The following is a 13,996-nucleotide window of genomic DNA, read 5'->3' on the forward strand; positions in this document are numbered from 1 at the left end:
TCCGCAGATTACTTGGCGTCTTTGACTTCCTTGAAGTCGGCGTCCACCACGTCATCTTGCGCCTGCTGGCCGCCCGCGTTGCCGCCAGCTTGCTGGCCAGCGTCGCCGCCGCCTGCTGCTGCCTGCTGCGCCTGCATGTCAGCGTACATCTTCTCGCCCAGCTTCTGCGACGCGGTCGACAGTGCTTCGACCTTGGCATCGATCTCGCCCTTGTCGCCGGACTTGATGGCGCCTTCGACGTCGGTGATCGCTGCTTCGATCTTTTCCTTTTCGCCTGCTTCCAGCTTGTCGCCGTATTCGGTCAGCGACTTGCGGGTCGAGTGCACCAGCGCGTCGGCCTGGTTGCGCGACTCGGCCAGTTCCTTCACTTTCTTGTCTTCTTCGGCGTTGACTTCAGCGTCCTTCACCATCTTCTGGATTTCCGCTTCGGTCAGGCCGGAGTTGGCCTTGATCGTGATCTTGTTCTCTTTGCCGGTGGCCTTGTCTTTGGCGCCCACGTGCAAAATGCCGTTGGCGTCGATGTCGAAGGTCACTTCAATCTGTGGCGTGCCGCGTGCTGCTGGCGGAATGCCTTCGAGGTTGAATTCGCCCAGGCCCTTGTTGCCAGCCGCGATTTCGCGCTCACCCTGGTAGACCTTGATGGTCACCGCAGGCTGATTGTCGTCAGCAGTCGAGAACACCTGGCTGAACTTGGTTGGAATCGTGGTGTTCTTGTGAATCATCTTGGTCATCACGCCACCCAGGGTTTCGATACCCAGCGACAACGGCGTTACGTCCAGCAGCAGCAAGTCCTTGCGCTCGCCCGACAGAACCGAACCCTGAATGGCGGCGCCAACGGCAACCGCTTCGTCCGGGTTGACGTCCTTGCGTGGCTCTTTGCCGAAGAACTCTTTGACCTTTTCCTGCACCTTCGGCATACGGGTCATGCCGCCGACCAGGATGATGTCGTCGATGTCGGTGACCTTGACGCCAGCGTCCTTGATGGCGGTCTTGCATGGCTCGATGGTCGCGATGATCAGTTCCTCAACCAGGGACTCGAGCTTGGCGCGGGTCATCTTCAGGTTCAGGTGGACCGGCGCGCCGTTCGCCATGGCGATGTACGGCTCGTTGATTTCGGTCTGCTGCGACGACGACAGTTCGATCTTGGCGCGCTCGGCCGACGCTTTGATGCGCTGCAGGGCGATCGGATCTTTTTTCAGATCCAGGCCGTTGATCTTCTTGAATTCGTCGATGATGTAATCGATCACGCGCTGGTCGAAGTCTTCGCCGCCCAGGAAGGTGTCGCCGTTGGTCGACAGCACTTCGAACTGCTTTTCGCCATCGACATCAGCGATTTCGATGATGGACACGTCGAAGGTACCGCCGCCCAGGTCATACACGGCGATCTTGCGGTCGCCCTTGTCGGTCTTGTCCAGGCCGAAGGCCAGCGCTGCCGCGGTTGGCTCGTTGATGATGCGCTTGACGTCCAGACCGGCGATACGGCCAGCGTCTTTGGTGGCTTGACGCTGCGAGTCGTTGAAGTACGCAGGTACGGTAATGACCGCTTCGGTCACTTCTTCGCCCAGGTAGTCTTCGGCCGTCTTTTTCATCTTGCGCAGCACTTCCGCCGAAATTTGCGGTGGCGCCAGTTTTTTGTCGCGCACGCCGATCCACGCATCGCCGTTGTCGGCTTTGGTGATCGAGTAAGGCATCAGGCCGATGTCCTTCTGCACTTCTTTTTCGTCAAATTTGCGGCCGATCAGGCGCTTGACGGCGAACAGGGTATTTTTCGGGTTGGTGACGGCCTGGCGTTTTGCCGGGGCGCCCACGAGAATTTCGCCATCTTCTTGGTAAGCAATAATGGAAGGCGTCGTACGCGCGCCTTCAGCGTTTTCGATTACCTTTGGCTGACCATTTTCCATGATCGCGACGCAGGAGTTGGTGGTTCCCAGGTCGATACCGATAATTCTGCCCATGATTTTTTCCTTTTATTTACTTAGTTTCAGATGACTCAGATATTTGGTAAAACACCGTGCTTTCAAGATGGCACGTATGTATTTATTTCGCTTGTGCTGCAGTGACAATGGCCGGACGCAACAAACGGTCGGCAATCATATAGCCCTTTTGCAACACATTAACCACGGTATTGGCTTCCTGCTCGGCTGGCACCACGGCCACGGCCTGGTGCTTCATCGGGTCGAGCTTGTCGCCCTGGACCGGCATGATTTCAACCAGACGGTTTTTCTCGAACGCCGAAGTGAGCTGCTTGAGGGTCATTTCGACGCCTTCCTTGAGCGACTCCAGTGACGGGGTTTCGACCTTGAGCGCCATTTCCAGGCTGTCGCGCACGGGCACCATGGCTTCGGCGAAGCTTTCGATCGCGAATTTATGGGCCTTGGACACGTCTTCCTGGGCGCGGCGGCGGATGTTTTCGCCTTCGGCCTTGGCGCGCATGAAGGCATCGTGCATTTCGGCCAGCTTGGCTTCGGTGGCGCTCAGCTGCTCTTCCAGGCTCGGCTCGGCCGACTCGGGCGCGGCAGGTGGATTGACTTCTTCCGGGTGATTGGACACTTGCTCGTTTTCTTGGTCTTGCATCGAAAAAACTCCTACTATCAATGACTTAGCTGTTTATTTGACGTGTCTTGCTAACCACACAGTCCCGCAGATGGGGATATAACCTACACTTTCAAGGGGTATTCGGCAGCGAGTGTTGCAAGCGCGCGAAAACGCGACGCAACGTTACAACAATTACCAATTTGGAGATTCAAGGCAGCCCCGAACGGTTTACACTGGATCATGCGCCGTTGTTGCGAATCGTCGTGATGCGGTCCCGGGAGTACCCTATGAAGTTGCCGCTGCTTGCTGCCAGCGTTGTCGTCTACACCGTCGTCACCCTGGCGTGGATTGTGTACGCCGGTCTGGATCCCCAGAACCCGCTATTCTAACATTGCCGGGCAGGCCGCCCGCCCCGTCAGGCGGCGCCCAGCTTTTGCGCCTGGACTCGCCCTGCTTCCCGGTCCGCCTTGATGGCATCCTGCTGCGCGCTGGTGAGCAGCGTCGGCCACCCAGCCAAATGCTGCTCGGCAATATCGGCCATCCCGCTGACCCAAGCCATGTTTTCGTTCAGGCAGGCGATGTAATTGAACTGCTTGCCGCCGGCAGCGAGGAAGTCATGACGCGCCTCGATCGAAATTTCCTCCAGCGTTTCCAGACAATCGCTGGTAAAGCCTGGACAGATCAGGTCCACGCTCTGCAAGCCTTCCTGCGCCAGTTTTTGCAGGGTGGGCGCGGTATAGGGCTGCAGCCATTCGGCCTTGCCAAAGCGCGACTGGAAGGTCACCAGATACTGGCCTTCGCGCAAGCCGAGCTCGGTAGCCAGCAGGCGCGCGGTCTTGTAGCACTCGCAATGGTACGGGTCGCCCAGCAGCAGAGTGCGCTTGGGCACGCCGTGGAAACTCATCACCAGCTTGTCGCCGCGGCCGTTTCGCTCCCAATGCGCCAGCACACTGTCGCGCAGCGCATGGATATAGCCGGGATGGTCATGGTAGTTGCGCACCAGGCGCAGTTCCGGCACGTTGCGCACGGTGGCGTAATGGGCGAACACGGCGTCGTTGATTGACCCGGTGGTCGTGCCCGAGTATTGCGGATAGGCGGGCAGGATCAGGATGCGCTCGCACTGCTCGGCTTTGAGCTTGCTCAGCACCTCGGGCAGCGACGGCGAGCCGTAGCGCATGGCCATCACCACCTGGGCCTTGTGACCGCGCTGGCCCAGGGCGCCGCGCAGCAGCATGGCTTGCTTCTGGGTGTGGACTTTGAGCGGCGAGCCTTCCTTGGTCCAGATCTGGGCGTACTTGGCGGCCGACTTGGACGAGCGGAACGGCAAAATGATCAGGTTCAGAATCAGCCACCACACGGCACGGGGAATTTCCACCACGCGCGGGTCGGACAAGAATTCTTTCAGATAGCGCCGCACGGCCGGGGTGGTCGGCGCGTCGGGCGTACCCAGGTTAACCAGAACGACCGCAGTCTTGGGGACGCTGCCATGGGAGTGCGGGGGTTCTTTTTGAAAGGTCATGACAATCGCGCCGGTTGCAGTGGGGCGCACAGTTTATCCCAAAATCCGCGGCCCGCGTCCGGCCGGGGTGACTTCCGGCACTGACTGGTGAAGGGCGCGGTGCCGTAGAATGCGCCGGCACTCCCGCCTCTTCTTGTTCAGACATCGGATCGATCACATGCGCAACTGGTATCGCAACAACCGCATCGGCGCGGCCGGCGTGCTGGCCGCGCTGTTTTTTGGCGGCATTGAAGTACTGGTGTTTCTGGCCGATGGGGTGCAACGCGCCGACCTGAATTCGCCGGCGGGCCTGCTGGCCGAACTGCTGACATCCAGGCGCGGCCTCATCTTCCGAGTTGTAGTCGGAGTGCAGTTGGCTATCGTGCCACTGTTTGCCGCCGCGCTGTGGCACTGCACCGCGCTGCGTGCGAAGCCACGCACCATCCATGCGCTGCTGGCACTGCAAACCTTGCTGTGCGCGCTGACCATGTCGTCCATGGTGTATGTGCTGGCGGCCGAACTGGCCGTCGTTCTGCCCCTGCGCAAGGCGCTGGCCTGGCTGGCGGTACAACTGGGGCTGACAGCATGCGCCGTCGCGGCCATCACGGTGATGCACAGCCTCGCACAGCGCGACGGCAACCTGGTCCTGATTATTCTGTTCGCCAGCGTAGGGCTGCTGGTGCAAGCGATCGTGTTCGGCGTGACCTGGCTGGCCATGCGCGCGCAAGCCGCGCGCAGTCATCTGGCACAAACCAACGCGTGCCTGCGGGCGACCCAGTCGCTGTTATCAGACACGGTACGCGCGTCGGAACGAACGCGCATTGCACGCGACCTGCATGACGCGATTGGCCACCATCTGACGGCACTGAATCTGCATCTCGAACTGGCCCTGCGCCAAAGCGGCGCCACAGCGCCCGAAGCCCTGCTTACTTCGCGCGAACTGGCCAGCAGCCTGCTGGCGCAAGTGCGCGTGGTGGTCGGCACCGAACGGCGCACCATCATTGACCTGAAAGCGGCGCTGACGGCGCTGTGCCAGGCGATTCCCACGCCCGCCATCCGGTTTGACTGCGAAGACGAATTTGGCATCGAGTCGCCGCTGCTGGCCAATACCTTGTTCCACTGCGCGCAGGAAGCCTTGACCAACGCCCTGCGCCATGCCCGCGCCACGCAGATCGCCATTACCTTGCGCAGGCAGGAAGGCATGCTGCTTCTGACGATACAAGACGACGGCGGCGGTGCCCAAGGTGCGCCTGAAGGCAATGGCATGCGCGGCATGCGGGAACGGGTCGAACTGGCCGGCGGCCGCATGGAAGCCGGCAGCGTGGACAGACGCGGACACCATATCGCGATCAGCATCCCGCTGGCAGGAGGCGCGGCATGATCGGCGTGCTGCTGGTGGACGACCAGACCCTGGTGCGCAGTGGCATTCGCGGTCTGCTCGACCTGACCGCGGACATTCGCGTGGTCGCCGAAGCGGCCGATGGCAACGAAGCCCAGGCGATGCTGGCAGCCAGCCAGCCGGAAGTGGTGCTGCTCGACGTGCGCATGCCCGGCTGCACGGGCATCGAGCTGCTGCAGCGCCAGTTGCCGGCCATGCCGCCGACGATTCTACTGACCACGTTCGACGACGATGCAGCGCTGTTTGACGGTATGCGCGCGGGAGCGCGTGGCTTTCTCTTGAAGGATATTTCGCTCGAGCGTCTGGCCGCCGCGATCCGCCATGTGCATGCAGGCGGCACCATGTTCCGGCCGGTCCTGACTGAACGCACGCGCAGCGCCTATCAGCGCGCTTTGGCGCCTGTGAGCGCGCTGCCCGGTACCGGCCTGACGGAGCGGGAGACGGAAATCTTGGCGCTGATGGCAACCGGCTGCAACAACGCCGAAATCGCCGCGGCGCTGGGCCCCAGCGAAGGCACGGTCAAGAACCACGTCTCCAGTATTCTCGCCAAGCTGGGGGTGCGCGACCGGCTGCGCGCGGTGCTGCGCGCAGTCGAACTGGGCTACATCTGAACCACGGGTTCAGAAGCGCAGGTTGATCCCTGCTTCAAACTGGCGCAGTTTCAGTTCCCCGGCGCCAGTGCGCAATGTGCCGTAATCGACCACCTCCAGCGTCAGGTCGACCTGCTCGCTGAGGCGGTAGGCCACACCGGCACCCAGCAGCGCGCGTGCCTTGCTGTCGCTGCCGTTATCGCTCGCCGTGCCGGTTAGCTTGAGCGTATGGCGTGCCACGCCGGCCTTGCCAAACACGGAAAACTTGTCGTTCAAGGCGATACTGCCTTTGACGGCCAGCGACAACGCGCCCATATCCACGCTGGCGCCCGAGGCAAAGCGGTGTTTGCCAAAACTGGTGTAAGCAGCCTCGATGCCGACATTGTCATTGACCTGGTAGCCGCCGCGCAGGGAGAAGGCGCGCGGCTGTCTGGTATCGCTTTGACGCGTGCCGTAGAGTACCAGATCGACGCTGCTGCGCTGACCGATGGTGGCCCCTGCATACAGCGAATCGTCGGCCTGCGCCAGCGGTGCGGAGAAAATGGCGGCCAGGGCCAGGGTGGAGGCGAACAGCTTGTTCATCGATTTCCTTTCTAGTGAAGACAGAAAGGCCAGTGTAGGAAATCGATGGCGGCAGCGCATGTGCCGGAAGATAGAGACGATCAGGCTTCGGGCAGTTTGACCACGCGGCCATGGCCGATGGTCACGCCTTCCCACAGCGTGAATTCATTCAGCACCTTGAAGAACGGCAGTGCCAGCTCGGGGAACATGAATTCGATGTCGACGGTGGCGGTCACGCCTGGCGCCAGTCCGCCCTCGGGCATGCGGCAGCGGAACGAGAACTGCTGCCCGCGCGCGGCCAGAATGCCGGTGAATTCGCCACCGGGAATCGGGCTGGCGCGCCCGCCCCGCTCTGGCGTAAGCATGCGGATTTTGGCGGTGATGTGGTGATAGCTGGGGATCGTCATGATGGCCTCAGGATGCAAGCAGTTCGCGCGCGTGCTTGCGCGTGGTGGCGGTGATTTCCAGCCCGCCCAGCATGCGCGCCACTTCTTCCACGCGCGCCTTGTTGTCGAGCACATCGATATGCGAAACCGTTTTACCACTGTCGGTGGTGCCCTTGGCCACCTGGAAGTGCTGATTGGCCTGGCTGGCTACCTGCGGCAAGTGCGTCACGCACAGGACCTGGCGCTCCTGGCCCAGGCGTTTGAGCAGGCGCCCCACCACCTCGGCCACGGCGCCGCCGATGCCGCTGTCGACTTCATCGAAAATCAGGGTCGGGGTCGTGGTGGCGTTCGACGTGATCACGGAAATCGCCAGCGCGATGCGCGCCAGTTCGCCGCCCGAGGCCACTTTGGCCAGCGGGCGTGGGGCAACGCCGGCGTGGCCGGCGACCAGGAATTCCACCTGTTCGAGGCCGCTGGCTGTCGGCTCGGAGGGATTGAGGCCCACCACAAAACTGCCGCCGTTCATGCTTAGTTCCTGCATGGCCGCGGTCACCTGCGTGCTCAGCAGCTTGGCTGCCGCCGTACGCGTTTTCGACAGGCGCGCCGCCGCCGTCATGTAGCCCGCCTTGATTTTTTCTTCCTGCTTGCGCAAGCCGTCCAGGTCACTGGCGTCGGCCAGCTGCGCCAGGCGCTCGGCCAGCGCGGCGTGCTCGCCCGGCAGTTCTTCGGGGGTGACGCGGAATTTGCGCGCGGTGCTGTGGATCGCGTCCAGGCGCGCTTCCACTTCGCGCAGGCGGGCCGGATCCAGGTCCACCTTGTCCAGGTAGTCGTTCAGCGCATACACCGCTTCCTGCAGCTGGATCAGGGCCGGCGCCATGCAGTCCAGAACCGGCTGCAGCTGCGCATCGACGTCCACCAGCTTGCCGATCTTCTGGTTCAGCGACGACAGCTGCGAGATGATCGGATGGTCCGACTCGGAAATGGCTGCCAGCGCTTCCTGCGCGCCTTCGAGCAAACTGGCCGCATGCGACAGGCGGCTGTGCTCATTGCCGATCTCGGCCCACTCGCCCGGCTTGACGGCCAGCTTTTCCAGTTCGGCCACTTGCCACTCAAGCCGTTCACGTTCGATCAGCACGTTTTTGGCATTGGTCTCGAACTCCTCGCGCTGACGTGCCAGGGCGCGCCAGGCTTTGTAAGCGGCAGCGACGCTGCGCGCGTCGTCGGCGGCGCCAGCATCCTTGAAGGCGGCCTGGTTGTCAAGCAGGGCGCGCTGGGCGTCGGCCTTGAGCAGCGACTGGTGCGCGTGCTGGCCGTGGATGTCGACCAGCAGGTCGCCCAGGTCGCGCAACTGGGTGGCGGTGGCGGCAATGCCGTTGATGTAGGCTTTCGAGCGGCCCGCGTTGTCGATCACGCGGCGCAGCAGCGCGCCGCCTTCGTCAAGCGCGAATTCATTGGCGGCGAGCCAGTCGGCGGCCGCGCCGCTGGCGCTGAAGTCGGCGCTGATGTCGGCCTTGGGCGCGCCTTCGCGCACCACGCTGGCGTCGCCGCGCCCGCCCAGGGCCAGCTGCAGCGCGTCGATCAGGATCGACTTGCCTGCCCCGGTCTCGCCGGTAAACACGGAAAAACCGCTGGCAAATTCAAGTTCAATCGATTCAACAATGACAAAGTCGCGGATGGAGAGTGTACGCAGCATGAAGGTTCTGACAGTATTCGACAATGATGGACGGCTAGCGCAATTTGCCTTGCGCCGATGGATATTCGTTCCAGTGCAGCTTTTCGCGCAGGGTATCGTAGTAGCTCCAGCCTTCCGGATGGAGGAAGGTGATGTGGTTGGGCGAGCGCGAAATGACGATCTGGTCGCCGTGCGCCAGGCTGGCAAAGGTCTGCATGTCGAAATTGACGCTGGCGTCGCGCGCGCTGACAATTTCGACCACGATTTCGCTTGAGTCGGGCACCACGATCGGCCGGTTCGACAGCGCATGCGGCGCAATCGGCACCAGCGCAATCCCGCCCAGGCTGGGATGCAGCAAGGGGCCGCCGGCCGACAGCGCGTAGGCGGTGGAACCGGTCGGGGTGCTGATGATCAAACCGTCGGAGCGTTGGTTGTACATGAAATTGCCGTCGACCGTGACCTTCAGTTCGGCCATACCGGCGCCGGCGCCGCGCGCCACCACCACGTCGTTCACGGCCAGGCCGCTGGCAATGACCTGGCCATCGCGCCGCACCCGGCCTTCCAGCAGGGTGCGCTTTTCAGCCCGGGTTTTGCCGCTCAGTATTTCGCCCAGCACGGGGATCATGCGCTCGCTGGGAATGTCGGTCATGAAGCCGAGCCGGCCCTGGTTGATCCCGATCAGCGGCACATCGTAGGGCGCCAGCTGGCGCGCCAGGCCCAGCATGGTGCCGTCGCCGCCCATGACGACCACGGCGCTGGCGCTGGTGCCGATCTCGGGGACGGTCATGGCGGCCAGCCCGGGCATGCCCAGATGGGCCGCCGTTTCCGCCTCCAGCACCACGCTATAGCCGGCACCGCGCAGGAATTCAACGACGCGGCGCACCGGCTCGTCGATCCCGGCGGTGTTATGGCGTACCACCAGCGCGATGGTTTTTTGCGTTTGTGGCGTAGCGGGCATAGAAATCTCGGCGGTTGGGGGGTAGCGACACGCAGCAGAGTAACCCATAATGCCTGCTTCTGCCATACAGGGCGCCGGCGGCAATGCTGTATGCATGCACAGTATAGTAGGCTGCGCCACATTCGGGCAAGTTATGGCATCGTTATCCCCTTTTTTCAGGAGCGAACATGGCGAAAGCACTTGGCGTCGGCGGCATTTTTTTCAAATCCCCCAATCCGCAGGCCTTGATGGCCTGGTACCAGTCGGCACTGGGCTTGCCCACCGATTCGGCTGACTACGCCAGCTTCTTTGCCACTGCCGTGCCTCCGGGCGGCTGCACCGTGTTCAGCCCGTTCAAGGAAGACAGCGACTATTTCGCGCCGTCCACCAAGGGTTTCATGTTCAACCTCATGGTCGACGACCTGGACGGCGCCCTGCAGCAAGTGCAGGCAGCCGGTGCGGCCCTGGCCGGCGAGGTGGCCGACTACGACTACGGCCGCTTCGGCTGGTTCATCGACCCGGACGGCAACAAGGTCGAACTGTGGGAACCGAAGCCCTTCTTCAACTTAGAATCGTAACGCCCAGCACGCTGACGATGGCGGCGATCATGCTGATCATGTGCGCCATCACCAGCACCATCCAGCGCAAGCCCGTGGCCCAGCGCGAGCCGCGGTACACCCGCCGCATCGCCAGCGGCAGGTAAGCCACCAGCCACACCATCAGCACGAACACCACGAAGTCCAGCTGCAAGGCGCCGGCCACCATCATCAGACTGAACATGGCAAAAGCAAAGGCGTTGCTGTGCAAGGCAAACAGCAAGTGTTCGCCGTAGCGCCGGCCACTACCCAGGTACAGCAGTTTCAGATACAGCGCAAACAGCGGCATCAGGCAGAACATGGCGTACGGCACCCAGGCGAAAAAGCCCGCTGCCAGTGTCTTGAACTGCTCGCCCGAAGACTTGCCCAGGAAGGCGGTGAGCTTGGGGCCGATCTGGGGCACGTTGACGAACTTGTCGACACTGTCGCCCGGGTCGAGCTGGATCACGCTCATTGACTCCTTGCGCACCTGGGCGGCATGTTCAACCTGGGCGCTGCGCGCCGACGGACCGTTAAAGTTGACCACCGGCGGGCCAATCACCTTGAGCAGGGCAAAGAACAAAATACTGAAGGTCAGGTAGACGCGCAGTGGCTCGACATAGCGCACGCGCCGGCCTTCGATGTACTCGGCCGTCAGAAACCCCGGCCGGCACAGCAGGTGGGCCACGGTTTTCCACAGGCGGCCCTCCAGCGCGACATAGTGGCCGATGAATTCGTGAATGAATTCGCTGGCGCTGGGCACGTGCAGCTTGGTTTCCTGCCCGCACAGAGCGCAGTAATGGTAATCGACCGCCGCGCCACAATTCAGGCAGTAGCGGCATTCGTCGTGGTGAGCCTGGCTGGAAGTCACTGAAATATCCCGGGAATGGAGCAACCGCTATGGTAGCTGGTTTTGTTGCGCAATAGCATGGTGCAATCGGGCGACTTTGACGGGCGCAACGCGCTAGGATAGGGCCGAACCCACGCACAGGAGCAGCACATGGTAGCCGAAACCAAGGATCGCAAGATCAATACCGATGCAAAAATCACCGATGACGGCGGCAAGCGCCTGCCGCACGAGCGCGACGAATCGCCAGACGGCCACAACAAGGCGCCACGCGGCGTCATGCAGCAGGCGGCTGACGATCTGGCCCAGGGCCTGGTTGACACCGATCTGCGCGGCACACCGGGCATCGATCAGGCCGTCAACAACGGTACGGGCAGCGGCCAGGCCCGTCCACGCGAGGACGCCGCGCAAGGCATGCGTCATGCCGATACCACCATCCCAGGGAGAAAACCATGATCAAACGTTCCGGTAGCGCCGCCTGGAGTGGCGGCATCAAAGATGGCAAGGGCAGCATTTCGACCCAGAGCGGGGTGCTGGACAATACCCAGTACGGTTTCAACACCCGCTTTGAGAACGGGCCGGGCACCAATCCTGAGGAGTTGATTGGCGCGGCCCATGCGGGCTGCTTTACCATGGCGCTGTCGGGCAAGCTGGGCGAAAAGGGCATGACGGCCAAGAGCCTCAATACCACTGCCACAGTGTCGCTCGACAAGGTGGAAGGCGGGTTTGAGATCAGTGCGGTGCACTTGACGCTGGTGGCCAATATTCCGGGTGCGGATCAGCAAGCGTTTGATGCAGCGGTGCAGGATGCGAAGCAGAATTGTCCGGTGTCTAAGTTGCTGAAGGCGACGATTACGATTGAGTCGAAGCTCGAGTCCTGAGAAGTCGTCCTCGCGAAGGCGGGGACCCATACCACCTTACCGAAGTTGGTCAGCGTGGTATGGGTCCCCGCCTGCGCGAGGACGATGTAACGACTGCTTCACTTCCCCTATCTTCTTCATTCGCCGTCTTGCGCTAGAATCGCATCTTTCGCTTCTTTCAAGGACCAACGATGCGCATCCTGCACACCATGCTCCGGGTCGGCGACCTGCAGCGCTCGATCGAGTTTTACACCAAGGTGCTGGGCATGACGCTGCTGCGCACCAGCGACAACCCGGAATATAAATACACGCTCGCCTTTGTCGGCTACGGCAGCAATCCGGACCACGCGGAACTGGAACTGACCTATAACTGGGGCGTGGACAAGTATGAACTGGGCACGGCTTACGGCCACATTGCCATTTCAGCCGACGACATCGTCGCTGCCTGCGACGCGGCGCGCGCCAATGGCGGCAACGTCACGCGCGAGCCAGGTCCGGTCAAGGGCGGCACCACCGTCATCGCCTTTATCACCGATCCGGACGGCTACAAGATCGAGCTGATCGAACGCAAAGGTGGCGTGCGCGGCGGTACCGGCCTGGGTTAAATGCCCACGGTTTCCTTGATGCAGGCGTACAGCGCTTCCCACTTGAACGGCTTGAAGATATAGCCGTCTGCGCCTGCCTTGAGGCCCTTCATCACCTGGTCGTCCGACACCTCGGACGTCACCATGATCACCGGTACCTTGGCCCAGCTTGGCTGACGGCGGATGTAAGCCAGCACGTCGAAGCCATCCTTGCCGGCCTGGCCAGGCAGCACGATGTCGAGCAGCACCACGTCGGGTGCCGCACCTTCGTGGATGGCGGCCAGCGCGGCCGGCACGTCCGGCGCCACCTCGACCAGCATGCCTTTTTCCGACAGCAGCACCACCAGCAGTTCGGCCAGTTCCTCGTCGTCTTCCACCACCAGCGCGCGCATCCCGACTTCGCCGCCGAGCAGTGCCAGCGCGCCCTTGTTACCGTACGAATAGAAACCGGCAGATTTCAATTCGCTGGCCCCACGCTTGGCCTGGGCCCAGATCTGCACGCTTTCCTGCGGCGACAATTCTTCCACCACGATGGAAGGCAGGATGTCCGACTCGTCCTGTCCATCGCCGCCGGCGCCGGCAGTCCATTCGACGGTGTTGTCGCGGTACTTGGCGTGCTCGAAAATGCGGATCAGACCGAGTGCCAGCAGGCCCTCGATGGCCGGGGCATACTTTCCTTCAAGCAGAGCCCCGCTCGCTTCCAGATCGCCAATGCTCGATTTGCCGTTGATCAGCGACAGAATGCGCGCCTGTTCGCGCGGCAGGCTTTTTCCGCCCGACATGAACTCGCTCATGCCCTTTGCGGTCTTGCTGTAAATAAGCGACTTATCCATGGTGCCTCTCTAGTTTTTGCTTTGTAGTGTATGCAATGCCTGCCCGATGCGGGCCAGGTCGGCATCGCTGTGTTGGCCATTGGCCAGCAAGGCAGCGACCTGATGTTCAATTTCCTTGGCCTGCTGGCCCAGGCCATCGAGGCCAAAGGTGCCGGCCGCGCCCGCCAGTGAATGGAGCAGGCGGTGCAATTCGGTCAGGCCGGCCTGCGGATCGGCCGCACCGGCCTGGCAGGCCGCCAGTGCTTCGTTCATTTTTTCGAAACGCACCGGCAAGCGCCCGCGGAACAGCTTGGCCATCAGGTCGACCTTGCCTTGCAAGTCGGGCGCGCTCACAGCCCGGCCTCTTGCCACAGCTGACGCACCTGCTGCGCCAGCTGCATCGGGTCGAAGGGCTTTGCAATGACGCCAATGGCGCCCAGGGTCTTGTAGTGCGCCACTTCGGCTGCCTGCACCTTGGCCGTCATGAAGATCACGGGCGTGTTCGCCGTGCCGGGCAGCTGGCGCAGCGCAGCCAGGGTGGTCGGGCCATCCATGTCCGGCATCATCACGTCGAGCAAAATCAGGTCGGGCTGGCAAGCCTGGGCTGCATCCACCGCTTCGCGCCCCGAGCTGCAGGCGCGCAGCGCCAGCCCGCCCACCACTTCCAGTGCCATCTGGGCCACCATCTGGATGTCCGGGTCGTCTTCCACGTACAGCACAAAATTGAGTTCACTCATGGT

17 protein-coding genes are annotated in these 13,996 nt (G+C 62.2%); 6 read left to right on the forward strand and 11 right to left on the reverse strand.

All coding sequences use genetic code 11. From position 1 onward, the window contains the following. Nucleotides 1-8: 8 nt before the first annotated feature. From dnaK to hemH, 3 genes are all read right to left on the reverse strand, one after another. Nucleotides 9-1,955: a molecular chaperone DnaK gene (dnaK, locus tag BUC24_RS22075; protein ID WP_073222059.1), complete on the reverse strand. Its 1,947-nt coding sequence runs from the start codon at nucleotides 1,953-1,955 to the stop codon at nucleotides 9-11. 82 nt (nucleotides 1,956-2,037) lie between these two features. Then, nucleotides 2,038-2,574, reverse strand: coding sequence for a nucleotide exchange factor GrpE (gene grpE / locus BUC24_RS22080; RefSeq protein ID WP_073222062.1), 537 nt, complete (start codon nucleotides 2,572-2,574; stop codon nucleotides 2,038-2,040). Nucleotides 2,575-2,950: 376 nt separating this feature from the next. Further along, nucleotides 2,951-4,054 carry a ferrochelatase gene (gene hemH, locus BUC24_RS22085; RefSeq protein ID WP_073222065.1) on the reverse strand — a complete coding sequence of 368 codons (1,104 nt, stop codon included), beginning with the start codon at nucleotides 4,052-4,054 and terminating at the stop codon, nucleotides 2,951-2,953. 157 nt (nucleotides 4,055-4,211) lie between these two features. Here hemH and BUC24_RS22090 point away from each other — a divergent pair, with 157 nt between their 5' ends. After that, on the forward strand, nucleotides 4,212-5,414 hold the full coding sequence (locus BUC24_RS22090) for a sensor histidine kinase (RefSeq protein WP_073222066.1): 1,203 nt from the start codon (nucleotides 4,212-4,214) through the stop codon (nucleotides 5,412-5,414). Further along, nucleotides 5,411-6,043 (forward strand): response regulator, encoded by a 633-nt coding sequence (locus BUC24_RS22095; protein ID WP_073222069.1) that lies wholly within the window; start codon nucleotides 5,411-5,413, stop codon nucleotides 6,041-6,043. The genes BUC24_RS22090 and BUC24_RS22095 overlap by 4 nt, the downstream gene beginning before the upstream one ends. Nucleotides 6,044-6,052: 9 nt before the next feature. Here the strand turns inward: BUC24_RS22095 and BUC24_RS22100 are convergent, their stop codons facing one another. The 4 genes from BUC24_RS22100 to BUC24_RS22115 form a co-directional block, all read right to left on the reverse strand. Then, nucleotides 6,053-6,604, reverse strand: a complete 552-nt coding sequence (locus tag BUC24_RS22100; RefSeq protein ID WP_073222072.1) for an outer membrane beta-barrel protein — start codon at nucleotides 6,602-6,604, stop codon at nucleotides 6,053-6,055. An 80-nt stretch (nucleotides 6,605-6,684) separates the two neighbouring features. Further along, on the reverse strand, nucleotides 6,685-6,990 hold the full coding sequence (locus BUC24_RS22105) for a hypothetical protein (protein WP_073222075.1): 306 nt from the start codon (nucleotides 6,988-6,990) through the stop codon (nucleotides 6,685-6,687). Nucleotides 6,991-6,997: 7 nt separating this feature from the next. Further along, nucleotides 6,998-8,662, reverse strand: coding sequence for a DNA repair protein RecN (recN, locus tag BUC24_RS22110; protein ID WP_073222077.1), 1,665 nt, complete (start codon nucleotides 8,660-8,662; stop codon nucleotides 6,998-7,000). Nucleotides 8,663-8,696: 34 nt separating this feature from the next. Next, on the reverse strand, nucleotides 8,697-9,599 hold the full coding sequence (locus BUC24_RS22115; RefSeq protein WP_073222080.1) for an NAD kinase: 903 nt from the start codon (nucleotides 9,597-9,599) through the stop codon (nucleotides 8,697-8,699). A 167-nt stretch (nucleotides 9,600-9,766) separates the two neighbouring features. Between BUC24_RS22115 and BUC24_RS22120 the strand changes: the two genes are divergently transcribed. Further along, complete coding sequence (locus BUC24_RS22120) at nucleotides 9,767-10,156, forward strand: VOC family protein (RefSeq protein ID WP_073222083.1); 390 nt, start codon at nucleotides 9,767-9,769, stop codon at nucleotides 10,154-10,156. Here the strand turns inward: BUC24_RS22120 and BUC24_RS22125 are convergent. After that, nucleotides 10,140-11,024 (reverse strand): DUF3667 domain-containing protein, encoded by an 885-nt coding sequence (locus BUC24_RS22125; protein ID WP_073222086.1) that lies wholly within the window; start codon nucleotides 11,022-11,024, stop codon nucleotides 10,140-10,142. The genes BUC24_RS22120 and BUC24_RS22125 overlap by 17 nt on opposite strands. 129 nt (nucleotides 11,025-11,153) lie before the next feature. Between BUC24_RS22125 and BUC24_RS22130 the strand changes: the two genes are divergently transcribed. The 3 genes from BUC24_RS22130 to gloA all read left to right on the forward strand — a co-directional run bounded on the left by BUC24_RS22130 (nucleotide 11,154) and on the right by gloA (nucleotide 12,465). Further along, nucleotides 11,154-11,456 carry a hypothetical protein gene (locus tag BUC24_RS22130; RefSeq protein ID WP_178372602.1) on the forward strand — a complete coding sequence of 101 codons (303 nt, stop codon included), beginning with the start codon at nucleotides 11,154-11,156 and terminating at the stop codon, nucleotides 11,454-11,456. Beyond that, a complete protein-coding gene (locus tag BUC24_RS22135; protein ID WP_178372603.1) occupies nucleotides 11,453-11,881 on the forward strand; it encodes an OsmC family protein in 429 nt (142 codons plus the stop codon). Before BUC24_RS22130 ends, BUC24_RS22135 begins: the two co-directional genes overlap by 4 nt. Before the next feature lie 170 nt (nucleotides 11,882-12,051). Further along, on the forward strand, nucleotides 12,052-12,465 hold the full coding sequence (gloA, locus tag BUC24_RS22140; protein ID WP_073222087.1) for a lactoylglutathione lyase: 414 nt from the start codon (nucleotides 12,052-12,054) through the stop codon (nucleotides 12,463-12,465). On the opposite strand, the gene BUC24_RS26390 is transcribed toward gloA, so the two are convergent. From BUC24_RS26390 to BUC24_RS22155, 3 genes are read right to left on the reverse strand one after another with little or no spacing between them, the layout of a single operon-like run. Continuing rightward, nucleotides 12,462-13,277, reverse strand: coding sequence for a response regulator (locus BUC24_RS26390; RefSeq protein ID WP_083599093.1), 816 nt, complete (start codon nucleotides 13,275-13,277; stop codon nucleotides 12,462-12,464). The two genes, gloA and BUC24_RS26390, sit on opposite strands and share 4 nt — an antisense overlap. A gap of 9 nt (nucleotides 13,278-13,286) precedes the next feature. After that, nucleotides 13,287-13,610, reverse strand: a complete 324-nt coding sequence (locus tag BUC24_RS22150; RefSeq protein ID WP_073222090.1) for an Hpt domain-containing protein — start codon at nucleotides 13,608-13,610, stop codon at nucleotides 13,287-13,289. Continuing rightward, the gene (locus BUC24_RS22155) at nucleotides 13,607-13,993 is read right to left on the reverse strand and encodes a response regulator (RefSeq protein WP_073222092.1); all 387 of its coding nucleotides are present in this window, start codon (nucleotides 13,991-13,993) and stop codon (nucleotides 13,607-13,609) included. Before BUC24_RS22155 ends, BUC24_RS22150 begins: the two co-directional genes overlap by 4 nt. Between the last annotated feature and the right edge of the window lie 3 nt (nucleotides 13,994-13,996).

Origin of the sequence: Massilia sp. CF038, from assembly GCF_900129765.1 — a bacterium.
Lineage (GTDB): Bacteria > Pseudomonadota > Gammaproteobacteria > Burkholderiales > Burkholderiaceae_D > Telluria_A.

What these genes read in the sequence shown, in the direction of transcription:
- grpE (WP_073222062.1), bottom strand. Translation starts at nt 2,574, where the DNA reads ATGCAAGACCAAGAAAACGAGCAAGTGTCCAATCACCCGGAAGAAGTC.
- BUC24_RS22095 (WP_073222069.1), top strand. Translation starts at nt 5,411, where the DNA reads ATGATCGGCGTGCTGCTGGTGGACGACCAGACCCTGGTGCGCAGTGGC.
- recN (WP_073222077.1), bottom strand. Translation starts at nt 8,662, where the DNA reads ATGCTGCGTACACTCTCCATCCGCGACTTTGTCATTGTTGAATCGATT.
- hemH (WP_073222065.1), bottom strand. Translation starts at nt 4,054, where the DNA reads ATGACCTTTCAAAAAGAACCCCCGCACTCCCATGGCAGCGTCCCCAAG.
- dnaK (WP_073222059.1), bottom strand. Translation starts at nt 1,955, where the DNA reads ATGGGCAGAATTATCGGTATCGACCTGGGAACCACCAACTCCTGCGTC.
- BUC24_RS22100 (WP_073222072.1), bottom strand. Translation starts at nt 6,604, where the DNA reads ATGAACAAGCTGTTCGCCTCCACCCTGGCCCTGGCCGCCATTTTCTCC.
- BUC24_RS22155 (WP_073222092.1), bottom strand. Translation starts at nt 13,993, where the DNA reads ATGAGTGAACTCAATTTTGTGCTGTACGTGGAAGACGACCCGGACATC.
- BUC24_RS22120 (WP_073222083.1), top strand. Translation starts at nt 9,767, where the DNA reads ATGGCGAAAGCACTTGGCGTCGGCGGCATTTTTTTCAAATCCCCCAAT.
- BUC24_RS22135 (WP_178372603.1), top strand. Translation starts at nt 11,453, where the DNA reads ATGATCAAACGTTCCGGTAGCGCCGCCTGGAGTGGCGGCATCAAAGAT.
- BUC24_RS22115 (WP_073222080.1), bottom strand. Translation starts at nt 9,599, where the DNA reads ATGCCCGCTACGCCACAAACGCAAAAAACCATCGCGCTGGTGGTACGC.
- BUC24_RS22105 (WP_073222075.1), bottom strand. Translation starts at nt 6,990, where the DNA reads ATGACGATCCCCAGCTATCACCACATCACCGCCAAAATCCGCATGCTT.
- gloA (WP_073222087.1), top strand. Translation starts at nt 12,052, where the DNA reads ATGCGCATCCTGCACACCATGCTCCGGGTCGGCGACCTGCAGCGCTCG.
- BUC24_RS22130 (WP_178372602.1), top strand. Translation starts at nt 11,154, where the DNA reads ATGGTAGCCGAAACCAAGGATCGCAAGATCAATACCGATGCAAAAATC.
- BUC24_RS22090 (WP_073222066.1), top strand. Translation starts at nt 4,212, where the DNA reads ATGCGCAACTGGTATCGCAACAACCGCATCGGCGCGGCCGGCGTGCTG.
- BUC24_RS26390 (WP_083599093.1), bottom strand. Translation starts at nt 13,277, where the DNA reads ATGGATAAGTCGCTTATTTACAGCAAGACCGCAAAGGGCATGAGCGAG.